Origin of the sequence: Aggregatibacter actinomycetemcomitans, from assembly GCF_023518055.1 — a bacterium.
In the GTDB taxonomy this organism is placed as follows: domain Bacteria; phylum Pseudomonadota; class Gammaproteobacteria; order Enterobacterales; family Pasteurellaceae; genus Aggregatibacter; species Aggregatibacter actinomycetemcomitans.
Window position 1 is genome coordinate 828,874 of sequence record NZ_CP085096.1, and the last position, 11,851, is coordinate 840,724.

12 protein-coding genes and 1 pseudogene are annotated in these 11,851 nt (G+C 45.4%); 3 read left to right on the plus strand and 10 right to left on the minus strand.

Annotation, left to right across the window (positions count from 1 at the left end; genetic code table 11):
* Positions 1-112: 112 nt before the first annotated feature.
* Together LIN98_RS04300 and lptD are read left to right on the plus strand one after the other, a co-directional pair.
* On the plus strand, positions 113-673 hold the full coding sequence (locus LIN98_RS04300) for a DNA-3-methyladenine glycosylase I (RefSeq protein ID WP_005546873.1): 561 nt from the start codon (positions 113-115) through the stop codon (positions 671-673).
* A 65-nt stretch (positions 674-738) separates the two neighbouring features.
* Positions 739-3,081: an LPS assembly protein LptD gene (lptD, locus tag LIN98_RS04305; RefSeq protein WP_222859855.1), complete on the plus strand. Its 2,343-nt coding sequence runs from the start codon at positions 739-741 to the stop codon at positions 3,079-3,081.
* A gap of 90 nt (positions 3,082-3,171) precedes the next feature.
* Here lptD and gpt read toward each other — a convergent pair whose 3' ends face one another.
* Positions 3,172-3,636, minus strand: coding sequence for a xanthine phosphoribosyltransferase (gene gpt, locus LIN98_RS04310; protein ID WP_005546869.1), 465 nt, complete (start codon positions 3,634-3,636; stop codon positions 3,172-3,174).
* A gap of 114 nt (positions 3,637-3,750) precedes the next feature.
* Here gpt and LIN98_RS04315 point away from each other — a divergent pair, with 114 nt between their 5' ends.
* Positions 3,751-5,211 (plus strand): aminoacyl-histidine dipeptidase, encoded by a 1,461-nt coding sequence (locus LIN98_RS04315; RefSeq protein WP_005572179.1) that lies wholly within the window; start codon positions 3,751-3,753, stop codon positions 5,209-5,211.
* 79 nt (positions 5,212-5,290) lie between these two features.
* Here the strand turns inward: LIN98_RS04315 and LIN98_RS04320 are convergent, their stop codons facing one another.
* The 9 genes and pseudogenes from LIN98_RS04320 to proS all read right to left on the minus strand — a co-directional run bounded on the left by LIN98_RS04320 (position 5,291) and on the right by proS (position 11,832).
* Complete coding sequence (locus LIN98_RS04320) at positions 5,291-6,046, minus strand: SDR family NAD(P)-dependent oxidoreductase (protein WP_005546863.1); 756 nt, start codon at positions 6,044-6,046, stop codon at positions 5,291-5,293.
* 93 nt (positions 6,047-6,139) lie between these two features.
* Positions 6,140-6,652 carry a molybdopterin-guanine dinucleotide biosynthesis protein MobB gene (mobB, locus tag LIN98_RS04325; protein ID WP_005546861.1) on the minus strand — a complete coding sequence of 171 codons (513 nt, stop codon included), beginning with the start codon at positions 6,650-6,652 and terminating at the stop codon, positions 6,140-6,142.
* Positions 6,653-6,732: 80 nt separating this feature from the next.
* Entirely contained in the window at positions 6,733-7,170 is a 438-nt protein-coding gene (locus tag LIN98_RS04330; protein ID WP_005546859.1) for a SoxR reducing system RseC family protein, read from the minus strand.
* A gap of 9 nt (positions 7,171-7,179) precedes the next feature.
* Positions 7,180-8,136 (minus strand): sigma-E factor regulatory protein RseB, encoded by a 957-nt coding sequence (gene rseB / locus LIN98_RS04335; RefSeq protein WP_005546857.1) that lies wholly within the window; start codon positions 8,134-8,136, stop codon positions 7,180-7,182.
* An 82-nt stretch (positions 8,137-8,218) separates the two neighbouring features.
* On the minus strand, positions 8,219-8,803 hold the full coding sequence (locus LIN98_RS04340) for a sigma-E factor negative regulatory protein (protein WP_005546855.1): 585 nt from the start codon (positions 8,801-8,803) through the stop codon (positions 8,219-8,221).
* 38 nt (positions 8,804-8,841) lie between these two features.
* The gene (rpoE, locus tag LIN98_RS04345) at positions 8,842-9,417 is read right to left on the minus strand and encodes an RNA polymerase sigma factor RpoE (RefSeq protein ID WP_005543553.1); all 576 of its coding nucleotides are present in this window, start codon (positions 9,415-9,417) and stop codon (positions 8,842-8,844) included.
* Positions 9,418-9,549: 132 nt separating this feature from the next.
* Positions 9,550-9,804: an FAD assembly factor SdhE gene (locus LIN98_RS04350; protein WP_005546853.1), complete on the minus strand. Its 255-nt coding sequence runs from the start codon at positions 9,802-9,804 to the stop codon at positions 9,550-9,552.
* 54 nt (positions 9,805-9,858) lie between these two features.
* Positions 9,859-10,038: pseudogene (locus LIN98_RS04355) on the minus strand (DMT family transporter); the annotation flags it as partial.
* Positions 10,039-10,116: 78 nt separating this feature from the next.
* Positions 10,117-11,832 (minus strand): proline--tRNA ligase, encoded by a 1,716-nt coding sequence (gene proS, locus LIN98_RS04360; RefSeq protein WP_005566900.1) that lies wholly within the window; start codon positions 11,830-11,832, stop codon positions 10,117-10,119.
* Positions 11,833-11,851: the final 19 nt, after the last annotated feature.

Below are 11,851 nucleotides of genomic sequence, written 5' to 3' on the forward strand. Positions count from 1 at the left end.
TATTTTAGTCAAGTTTTATTCATTTTAATTAACTATTAGCCGAAGAAATATTTTTATAATAAAGTCATTATTTTTCTGTCAAACCAAAAAATATTCATATAAAGGAAGTCCTATGAAAAAACGTTGCACATGGGCGGAAAACTCACAAATTTATCAGGATTACCACGACAACGAATGGGGTAAACCACAATTTGATGATCGCAAATTATTTGAAAAACTGTGTCTGGAAGGGCAGCAAGCGGGCCTGTCGTGGATTACGGTATTAAAAAAACGGGAAGCTTATCGGCAGGCGTTTTTCCATTTTGATCCGCACAAAGTCGCAGCAATGACTGATGCCGATATCGATCACTGTATGCAAAATACAGGCTTAATTCGCCATCGCGCTAAATTACAGGCAATCGTCACCAATGCGCGGGCGTTTCTTGCCATGCAAAAGTGCGGTGAAAATTTCAGTCATTTTATTTGGTCTTTCGTGAATCATCAGCCGCAAATTCATGACGTGCCCGAGTTAAGCCATGTGCCGGCGCAAACGGCAACCTCAATCGCGTTATCCAAAGCCCTGAAAAAACGCGGCTTCGTGTTTGTCGGTCCGACAACCTGTTATGCGTTTATGCAATCCATGGGGTTGGTGGATGATCACTGGAATGCGTGCGCGTACAAAACGCCACATTAAACAATGCGATCCCCTACGTTTTACAGTATAATCCCATTAAATTTGGCTCAAATAATGGTTGTCCGATGAAGAAAAATTATTACACGTTAATTTCACTGTCAATTTTGACCGCACTTTATACTGCCGACAGCTCAGCAGACTTGAATCAGCAATGTTTATTAGGCGTACCGCATTTTACCGGAGAAGTGGTGACCGGCGATCCGAATGATCAGCCGGTGTACATTGAAGCGGATAAAGTAGAAATCAATCAGCCGAGCAGCGCCCTTTATCAAGGCAATGTGGACATCAAACAAGGTAACCGCCATTTGAAATCCGCGGCGGTGGAAATGCAACAATCGGGCGAAGGCGGCAATGTGCAGCGTTATGCCTTTGCGCGCGGCGGATTTGATTATCGCGACAACCAAATCAACTTACTCGGCAGCGATGCCAAAATCCATCTCAACAGCAAAGATACCGACATTCAACACGCCGATTATCAATTTGTTGATCGCCAAGGGCGCGGTTCGGCGAAAAGCGTGGAATTGCGCGAAGATTACCGCTTAATGAAAAACGCCACTTTTACCTCCTGTTTGCCGAATGATAATGCCTGGTCTATTTACGCCAGCGAAATGCGCCAACATGTGAAAGAAGAATATGCGGAAATGTGGCACGCCCGTTTTCGCGTGCATGGTGTACCGGTGTTCTACACACCGTATTTCCAACTGCCTATCGGCGATCGCCGTCGTTCCGGTTTGTTGGTACCTACCGCCGGACATTCCAGCCGCGACGGTTATTTCTATGCACAACCGGTGTATTGGAACATCGCGCCGAATTACGACGCTACCATTGCGCCGAAATATATGTCAAAACGGGGTTGGCAGTTCAACGGCGAATTTCGTTATTTAACACCACTCGGTGAAGGGAAAATTGCCGGTGAATATTTAGGCAATGATCGATTAACGGATTACACGGCAGAAAATCGCAAACGCCATTTATTGCACTGGTTACACAGTTCCAGCTTTTTGGAAAATTGGCGCTTGAATGTGGATTATACACGGGTCAGCGACAAGCGTTATTTCACCGATTTTGATTCCGAATACGGCAGCAGTACGGATGGTTATGCCGATCAAAAAGCGCGTATTGCCTACTATCAACCGAATTACAACCTTGCCATTTCGGCAAAACAATTCCAGATTTTCGATGAAGTGGCCATTGGTCCATATCGTACTTTGCCGCAAATTGATTTCAATTATTACAAAAATAATTTATGGAATAACCTGGATTTCAAACTTTTTTCGCAAGCGGCACGCTTTGATAACGACAGCATTCAGATGCCAAAAGCCTGGCGTTTCCATTTGGAACCCGGCTTAAACAAAACCTTATCCAATCGTTATGGCAGCATTAACTTTGAAACCAAACTTTACGCAACCCATTATCAGCAAAAGAACGGAAGGATTGTTTCTGAAGATGAAAAGGTGGAACGCAGCGTAACCCGTGTATTACCGCAGTTTAAAGTAGAATTGCAAACGGTATTGGCATCCAATAAAACCTTGTTCAACGGTTATACCCAAACCCTCGAACCGCGCGTTCAATATTTATATCGCCCTTATAAGAATCAAGGCAATATCGGACCTAAAAATCCGCAATATCTTGGTTTCGGTTACGATTCTACTTTATTGCAACAGGATTATTTCTCCTTATTCCGTGACCGTCGTTACAGCGGTTTGGACCGAATAGCCTCTGCCAATCAGGTAACATTGGGAGGGACTACACGTTTCTTTGATGTGGAAAAAGAAGAACGCTTCAATTTTTCCATCGGGCAAACCTTTTATTTAAAGCCGTCCCGCATTGATGATAACCCGAATAATAAAACCTCCGGCGCATCTTCGTCATGGGCATTGGAATCCAACTGGAAAATAAGCGACCAATGGCGTTGGCGCGCAAGTTATCAATATGATCCGCAGTTAAAACAGGTTTCATTGGCAAATACCGGATTAGAATGGAATCCGCAAAAAGAGAATTTAATTCAGTTAACTTACCGTTACGCAAGCCAAAGATATATCGATCAAAACCTGGATGTCGGCGCTAATCGTTATAATCAGGATATTAAACAATTGGGCGTGCAGGCAGCGTGGGAAATCACCGACAATTGGGCGGTGGTCGGGCGTTATTATCAGGATTTGGCGCTGAAGAAACCGGTGGAACAATACCTTGGCGTACAATACAACTCCTGCTGTTGGAGCATCGGTGTAGGCGCCAGACGTTATGTCACCAGCCGCCAAAATCAAAAATATGATGAAATTTTCTATGATAACAGTATTGGCGTCACCTTCCAGTTGCGGGGATTTGGTAACGATCACAAAAATGGTATCGAAGAGTTATTAAAACGCGGAAAATTGCCGTATTTACAAGCCTTCAGTCTTTACTAGAAAGGGAAAAAATAAAAAAAAACCGTGAGTTATTCTGCTCATGGTTTTTATTAGGTGCAAAAAAAGTGCGGTAGATTTTCTGATTGTTTTTTATTTTCTGGCAAGCGGAGGAACGAAACAAATGCCCATATCCCAAGGTTGTTCAATCCAGGTATTTTGCGGAATATCTACCACATAATTATCTACCAATTCCGCGCCGGCCGGTTTCGCGAAAACCGTCACAAGGCGGGCGTTCGGGTACATTTCACGAATAGCGCGCGCGGTGTTGCCGGTATCCACCAAATCGTCAATGATGATAAATCCTTCACCACCGTTCGCCAGTTGTGCGGCGTGTAACACCTGCAATTCGCCTTGTGTGTCGTGGTTATAACTGGCGATACAAATAGTTTCCACATGACGAATGCTTAATTCGCGGGCAAGTACCGCCGCCGGAAATAAACCGCCACGGCTCACGGCAACAATGCCTTTCCACTGTGAAGCCGGAAGCAAACGTTCGGATAATTTGCGTGCGTGCATATGGAACATATCCCACGTCACAACATATTTTTCACTCATAAACACACCTTGTCTGAAACTTTGCGGGCGCTGCCCGGGAAATAAAAATGGCGTTAGGATAACCCGAAATGGCATTTTATGCTATTATTTTCCTTAATTTTTTAAGGAGGAAATATGTCAGAAATACAAAAATTAACCCCGAATTTACTCTGGAAATGGTTCGATCAAATTTGTGTCATTCCCCATCCGTCTTATCAAGAAAATGCCCTGGCGGAATTCATCGTTAATTGGGCAAAAGGCAAAGCTTTTTACGCCGAACGCGATGAAGCGGGCAACGTGTTAATTCGCAAACCGGCAACAAAAGGCATGGAAAATCGCCGAAAAGTCGCCCTTCAGGCGCATTTGGATATGGTGCCGCAAGCCAACGAAGGCAGCTTGCATAATTTTGCCACCGATCCGATTCAACCTTATATCGACGGCGAATGGGTGCGTGCCACCAACACCACATTAGGCGCCGATAACGGCATCGGTATGGCGGCGACCTTAGCGGTGCTGGACAGCGACGACTTACCGCATCCTGATCTCGAAGTGTTACTCACTATGACAGAAGAACGCGGCATGGAAGGCGCCATTGGGTTATGCCCAAACTGGTTGCAAAGCGACATCATGATCAACACCGACACGGAAGAAAACGCGGAAATTTATGTGGGCTGTGCCGGCGGTGAAAACGCCAACATTTCGTTGCCCGTTGAATATGAAAACAACCGTTTCGCGCATAGTACGCAAATCGTGTTAAAAGGCTTACGCGGCGGGCATTCCGGCTGTGATATCCACACCGGACGCGCCAATGCCATCAAATTGCTGGCTCGCTTCCTGGCAAAACTCGCTCAAAATCAACCGCACTTTGATTTCGCGTTAAGCGATATTCGCGGTGGTTCCATCCGCAACGCCATTCCGCGCGAAGCCTTTGCCACCTTAAACTTCAACGGTGATGTTGACAGGCTGAAAAGTGCGGTGGAAAATTTCGGCGTTTTATTGAAGACCGAATTGGCATTAATTGAACCGAATCTTTCTTTCGAATTACAACCGATTGATAAACCGACAAAGATTTTCACACCATTAACCACAGAACACATTATCCATTTATTAAATGTATTGCCGAATGGCGTAATTCGCAACAGCGATGTGTTGGAAAATATTGTGGAAACTTCGCTTAGCGTCGGCGTGTTAGAAACCGAAGAAAATTGGATTAAAGCCACCATTTTAGTGCGCTCGCTGATTGACAGCGGCAAAGAATATGTTGCCGAAATGTTGAAATCCTTGGCACAATTGAGCGATGCAAAAGCCGAATTCTCCGGCTCTTATCCTGGCTGGGAACCGCAAGCGCATTCACCGATTGTGGACTTAACCTACAAAATTTATGCGCAAGTGCTGGGCTACGAACCGGCTATTAAAGTGATTCACGCCGGCTTGGAATGTGGTTTGCTGAAGAAAATTTACCCAAATATGGACATGGTTTCCATCGGCCCGACCATCAAAAATGCCCACTCCCCGGACGAAAAAGTCCACATCCCGGCAGTGCAAATTTTCTGGTCGTTAATCACCAAATTATTAGCCGAAATTCCGGTTAAATAAATTGATGTTAAGTAAAATAAAAAACCACTCAATTGAGTGGTTTTTTACTATGTTGCTCCAAAAGTGCGGTCATTTCCCATCATTTATAATTAAACAGCGTTCTTGCCAGGAAATCGGCGGTTTTGGGGAATAACACATAAAATTTACGGGCAAAGGCAAGGGTGCGGGGTAAATTGATTTCACGTACATTTTTTCCCAACGCCATGACGATTTTTTGTGCTACCAAATCCACCGGAATTAAAAAGGGCTTGATAGATTTTAGATAAGTCCCCTCGGGATCCGCCTGTTTGAAGAACTTAGTGGCGATCGGACCGGGGTTGACGGTGGTGACGAATACACCTTTATCCGCCAGTTCCAAACGGATGGCGTCGGAGTAGCCGATCATGGCAAATTTACTGGCGGAGTACAGACTGGATTTGGCAGATGCCAAAAATCCCGACATAGAAACGATATTGACGATATGCCCACGCCCAAGCGCTTTCATGTTGTGTCCGACAAGTTGGCAAAAGGTCATGCCGGCAAACACGTTCACTTCAAACATCTTACGCGCCTCTTCCGTCGTCAGGCAATCAAAATCATCATACACCGCATAGCCTGCGTTATTGATCAACACATCTATCGCGCCATAACGCTGCTCAACCTCATGCAAGCAGGCAGCGACAGCGTGCTCATCGCAAATATCCAGCTGAAAACAGGCTTTATGCGGATGAAACGCATACAGGTTTTCCAACAACGCCGCTTCTCTGCCAATTAAAATCAAACGGGCATCAGGCAGTTGTTTTACGATTGCCTGCGCCAAATCCCCACCGGCACCGGTGATAATGATGTTTCTCATAAAAATGTCCTCGTTCCTATTCCAAGTTTATAAACTCCAAAAATAACCGCACGTTAGCAAGAGCAAGCACTTGAAGTGCGGTAAGAAAAAACATTATTTTTTTCCGCCACACTTTTGTTCGTACCACATCACAATAAACTGGGCGATTTGTTTAATATCGTTAATATCCAAGTGAGGCTTGTGGGCGGTTAAGGGGTAATCCGTGGCGACAGCCAGAACATATTCATCCATTTCCGGAAGCGGTCTGGTCATGTCTTTGCGATGTAACAGTATCTTTTCGATGGGTTCTTGTTTGAAGCCCTCTACTAAAATTAAATCCGCTAACGCCTCGTCAAATTGCGTGCACAAATACGGCAGGGAAATATGTTGTTGCGGGGTTTCGGTCATCAGCGCCCAGCGTTGGTCACACGCCATAATTACTTGACTGGCACCGGCATCTTTCATGCGCCAGCTGTCTTTGCCCGGCTTGTCAATTTGTACATCGTGATGGCTGTGTTTAATCACGGCGGGACGTAAACCGCACTGTTTTAATTGCGGAAGCAATTTTTCCAATAACGTGGTTTTGCCGCTGCCGCTGTAACCGGTAATGCCGAGCATAGGGAGCATAATGTTTCCTTGAAGAAAATTGAACGAACGGGCTGAATTATATAACAGCCCGGAAAAGAAAACGAACGGTGTGTGGGGATTTATAACACGCGCAATAACACCGGTTGGTAGGCGGATTGGCGATTGAGTTTTTGCGCATACCAACGCACACCAAGGAAAGAAAGTGCAGTGGAAATGAAGATAAAAAAGACGCTGACGAGCTCATGGGCAAACAGCGAATCAAATAATAACGTGCTGAATAATAAAGTAAATAGCGGCACGCAATACATGAGCAAGGCGGATTTGATTAAGGAACGTTCGGACAAACCGATTTCCACCCGTTGCCCGATTTTCAGTGGCGTAATGGTCTCGATGGTGAAAATATGTTCGCCGCGCGCGCCGCTGCCGGCTAATTCCGACAAGGCAGAATTACCGCACGCCGGTTTTGCCGCGCAAGCGCCGCATGCGCTTTGTGATTGGCATTTTACTTTGGCTCTGCCGGATTCGTACTCAATAACGACCGCACTTTCCGTTAACATAATCGCCTGCTATTTTCTGAATTCAATGTCTTGCACAATGCGTTTTGCCGTGGAAATCGGCAGTTGCCCGATAATGGTCATCTCTTTGTTTTCCATGCTTTCGGTATAAATCGTGTAAGCGCCCTGCCGCCACGTGTTATCCTGCTGCGTGGATTCGGCGATTTTATCGGAAACATATAATGTGAAAGAAAATAAACCGTCGCTGTAAAGTTGCGATTCAATTTTCTCTTCACCGTCCAATTCAATGCTATGATTCACTAATTTAAACCCTTGTGGAAGCCAGCCGGGCTGCCATTTAAACGCGGGGGGATTATTGGCTTTTTGATCCATTAACAACGGCGGGAAAACGACGCGGTTCAAATACGCCGGCAAGCCGGATAATTCATTGCCGATATATAAATTCACCACACGGAACTGATCTAATAAATTGCCTTCGCGATCAAGCATATCGGTGCGTAATAACAGGTGATTTTCTTCGTCAATAAACGCCAGATACTGATAGCGGAAATCGTCTTTCGGCAGAATTCGGATGGTTTGCACCACATGATCCGCCACACGGTTGCGCCCGATATTCACGAAATCATAATATTTTTCCAAAGCATCAAAATTAGCACGCGACAACGGCGGTAAATTATCAATAATGCCGGAGCCGTTAATGGTAAACGCCTGATAGTTCGGCTGGAAATAACTGATTAAATTCTCCCGTTGCACAATTTCTTGTTGCGGACCGTCTAGCGTAACCAGCTGAGCATAAGTTTTGCCGTCGGCGACAAAATGGCGATAGCGCAGAGAATCCATATTTGACGGTGTGGTTTGCACGAAAGAAAATTCGTAATTTAACTGCTGCGCGGCTTTTTTCATTTCGCCTAAAAGTTGCTTCGGCGAAAGATTCTCTTGCGCCACGGAGGAAAGCGAACAGCTCAACAATAAGAAAAGTGCGGTGGTTTTCAGAAGCGTTTTTAACATTTTCAAATTCCTAATAAACAAATTCACCACCAAAATTGGTGGTGAATGTTCAGCAAACAGTTATACCGGAAAACATATTATTTTACTTGGCGCTGGTTTGTTCCAAACTCAAGGAATCGCCGTAAACCCGACGTTGTAACTCGTAACTTTGTAACATCGCACCGATACGTTTATTTTTTTGTTCCAACTGCTCGGTGGTAATCACATCTTTACTTGGCGCATTATAACTCACTTCCTGCACCCCGTTATTAAACGGTAATGTTTGCAACACCGGGGTATCCGGCGCATTTTGCACCGCAGACTTGCTGTTCAAAGATTGCACGCCTAACACAGCCACTAAGCAGACGCCCGCCGCCACCGCAACCTGTGTCATCGGCACAAACCATGATTTGAGTTTTTGCATGAACGGAGAAGATTCGACTTCTTGCGGTAACGGTTGAGAAACGGTCGGTTGTGCGACAACAATTTCTTCTTCCGCAATCAGACTTTCCATTTTCGCAGTGAAATCAGCACTTAAGAAAACATTTGTCTCCTGACGCATCACCGCGCGAATTGTATGAAAATTCGCCCAGCTTTCTTGCAATTCCGCATCTTGGCATAATTGTTCGGTGAGTTCACTGCTGACTTGCTCACCGTCAATGTATGCTGAAAGTAATTCTTTTTGCATTTTCGTACTCCGACCAACCGTGGTTGTGTTGCTGTTTATTAACGTTGTAAAAGCGGTTTGACCTTGCTTTCAATGATTTCACGCGCTCTGAAAATCCGCGATCTGACGGTTCCCACAGGGCAATCCATGATTTCCGCAATTTCTTCATAACTCAATCCTTCGATTTCGCGTAAAGTAATTGCCGTGCGTAAATCTTCCTGCAAGCTTTTGATCGTATCAAACACAATCTTTTTCAATTCATTGGATAACATCTCATTTTCGGGCGTATCCACATCCCGTAAATTTGTCCCCACATCGTAGGATTCCGCATCTTCAGCCAAAATATCTTCATTTGGCGGACGACGACCCTGGGCAGTTAAGTAATTTTTTGCCGTATTTACTGCAATTCTATATAGCCAAGTGTAGAAGGCGCTATCACCACGAAAAGAATCAATGGAACGATACGCTTTTATAAATGATTCTTGTACAACATCAGGAATATCATTCGGTGAAATATACCGAGTCAGTAATCCAGCCACTTTATTTTGATAACGCGATACCAATAAGTTGAAAGCTTTCTTATCGCCCTGCTGCACCCTCTCTACCAAAGCTTGATCTGTTAGCTGTTCAGCCATATAACCTCATAATCACGTCTAACAAGCTTTAATTTCAAAGCCAGCAAGCCCTTGTAATGCGTTAGACGAAGTGAAAGAAAAAAAGTTCAGTCTCTTTATAAAAAACAAAATTGAGAACTAATTCATTATAAATCAATTTGTTAAATTTAATTTTTGTTGAATTTCCGCCACCATTTTGCACAATTCCGGGTCGTCGATCGTGCCGTTATTAAAAAACCACGAAAACAATTGCAAGTCGGAACACGCCAGCAAGCGCACAAAAACAGCCTTTTGGTGTTCGCTTAATTGGGCAAAATGTTGCTGATAAAAAGGCATAATCACTTTATCCAACTCCAACATACCGCGTCGGCAATCCCACTCAATGCGAAACGGATCATAATCTTTCATTTTGCTCTCCTCACTCACCACAACGGGCGAATTATATAATCAGTGCGAGGTTTGCGAAAATAAATTAATCACCAGGCCCACCGACAGCGTACGAAAAATAATGGAAACAAAATAAAATGAACAACCATAAAAAGCCAGCGCACCAAGGGTCGGTACCAATTTGGTGAAACCATCGCTCACTTTCAGCAGGTTGGTCGCGACAATTTCCAAACAAATGGAAATCGCCAATAAAATCTAAGGATTGATGTCTTCCTCACACAAAAGTGCGGTCAGAAATTCAATTAAAAATTCGACCGCACTTTTTTCCGTTTGCTATACGTTAATTTGGCTTTTCAGGAAATCCAACAACTGCGCTTTGGCGATCATCTGCTTCTCTCCGGTGCGACGATTTTTATATTCGATTTCACCGTTTGCCAGATTCTTCTCGCCGATGACGACCATATGCGGCACGCCGATCAGTTCCATGTCGGCGAACATCACGCCCGGGCGTTCTTTGCGGTCATCGAAAATCACTTCCACGCCCTGCGCCTGTAAAGTGCGGTATAAATCTTCGGCAAATTGTTGCACGCTTTCCGATTTGTACATATTCATCGGCACAATCGCCACGCTGAACGGCGCAATGGCGTCGGACGGCCAAATAATGCCACGTTCATCGTGATGTTGTTCGATGGCAGCGGCAACCACGCGGGTCACACCGATACCGTAACAGCCCATGGTAACCACCATTGGGCGACCGTCTTCGCCTTGCACGGTAGCGTTCATGGCTTGGGAATATTTGTCGCCTAATTGGAAAATATGGCCCACTTCAATGCCGCGTTTAATCAACAGCGTGCCCTTGCCGTCCGGGCTCGGATCGCCTTCCACCACATTACGAATGTCGGCGATTTTCGGCAACGCCACATCACGTTCCCAGTTAATGTTGAAATAATGCTTGCCGTCAATATTGGCGCCGGCGCCGAAATCACTCATTAACGCCACGCTGCGGTCAATAATCACCGGAATGTTTAAGTTGACCGGACCGAGTGAACCCACGCCGGCGCCGATTTTCGCTTTAATGGCGGCTTCATCGGCAAATTCAAGGGGAGAAGCCACTTCCGCCAGTTTTTCCGCTTTCACTTCATTTAATTCATGGTCGCCACGAAGGATTAACGCCACCAACGGCTGTTCTTCGTTTGCGCCTTTCACAATCAAAGTTTTCACGGTTTTTTCAATCGGCAGATTGAACTGTTCCACCAATTCCGCAATGGTTTTTGCCTTCGGCGTATCCACTAATTCCATGGCTTTGGTCGGTTGCGCACGTTCGCCGACGGCAACGGCTTCGGCAAGTTCAATATTTGCCGCGTAATCGGATTCGGTGGAGAAAATCACATCATCTTCGCCGCTGTTGGCAAGCACTTGGAACTCATGGGACGCACTGCCGCCGATGGAACCGGTGTCCGCCTGCACGGCGCGGAAATCCAAGCCTAAGCGGGTGAAAATGTTGCTGTAGGTTTGGTACATCACATCGTAGGTTTCCTGCAAACTTTCTTTTGACGTGTGGAAGGAATAGGCATCTTTCATTAAAAATTCACGCCCGCGCATCACGCCGAAACGCGGACGCACTTCATCGCGGAATTTGGTTTGAATTTGATACAAATTGAGGGGAAGTTGACGATAAGAACTCACTTCACGACGCACTAAATCGGTGATCACTTCTTCGTGAGTCGGACCTAACACAAAATTACGGTTGCCACGATCCTCAAAACGCAGCAATTCCGGACCGTATTGCTCCCAGCGACCGGATTCCTGCCACAACTCCGCCGGTTGCACCACCGGCATTTCCACTTCAATGGCGCCGCTTTTATTCATTTCGTCACGAATAATATTTTCAACTTTCTTTAATACGCGAAGCCCGGTCGGCAACCAATTATATAAACCGGACGCGAGAGGACGAATCATGCCCGCACGCAACATTAATTGGTGGCTCACCACCGCCGCTTCTGCCGGGGTTTCTTTTAAGGTGGATAATAAATATTTACTTGTACGCATTGAATTACCTATAATTCTG

Excerpts from the sequence above, each read along its gene's own strand:
- rseB (WP_005546857.1), bottom strand. The coding sequence starts at position 8,136 with ATGTTAAAAACGCTTCTGAAAACCACCGCACTTTTCTTATTGTTGAGC.
- gpt (WP_005546869.1), bottom strand. The coding sequence starts at position 3,636 with ATGAGTGAAAAATATGTTGTGACGTGGGATATGTTCCATATGCACGCA.
- rpoE (WP_005543553.1), bottom strand. The coding sequence starts at position 9,417 with ATGGCTGAACAGCTAACAGATCAAGCTTTGGTAGAGAGGGTGCAGCAG.
- LIN98_RS04350 (WP_005546853.1), bottom strand. The coding sequence starts at position 9,804 with ATGAAAGATTATGATCCGTTTCGCATTGAGTGGGATTGCCGACGCGGT.
- LIN98_RS04300 (WP_005546873.1), top strand. The coding sequence starts at position 113 with ATGAAAAAACGTTGCACATGGGCGGAAAACTCACAAATTTATCAGGAT.
- proS (WP_005566900.1), bottom strand. The coding sequence starts at position 11,832 with ATGCGTACAAGTAAATATTTATTATCCACCTTAAAAGAAACCCCGGCA.
- lptD (WP_222859855.1), top strand. The coding sequence starts at position 739 with ATGAAGAAAAATTATTACACGTTAATTTCACTGTCAATTTTGACCGCA.
- LIN98_RS04340 (WP_005546855.1), bottom strand. The coding sequence starts at position 8,803 with ATGCAAAAAGAATTACTTTCAGCATACATTGACGGTGAGCAAGTCAGC.
- mobB (WP_005546861.1), bottom strand. The coding sequence starts at position 6,652 with ATGCTCCCTATGCTCGGCATTACCGGTTACAGCGGCAGCGGCAAAACC.
- LIN98_RS04330 (WP_005546859.1), bottom strand. The coding sequence starts at position 7,170 with ATGTTAACGGAAAGTGCGGTCGTTATTGAGTACGAATCCGGCAGAGCC.
- LIN98_RS04315 (WP_005572179.1), top strand. The coding sequence starts at position 3,751 with ATGTCAGAAATACAAAAATTAACCCCGAATTTACTCTGGAAATGGTTC.
- LIN98_RS04320 (WP_005546863.1), bottom strand. The coding sequence starts at position 6,046 with ATGAGAAACATCATTATCACCGGTGCCGGTGGGGATTTGGCGCAGGCA.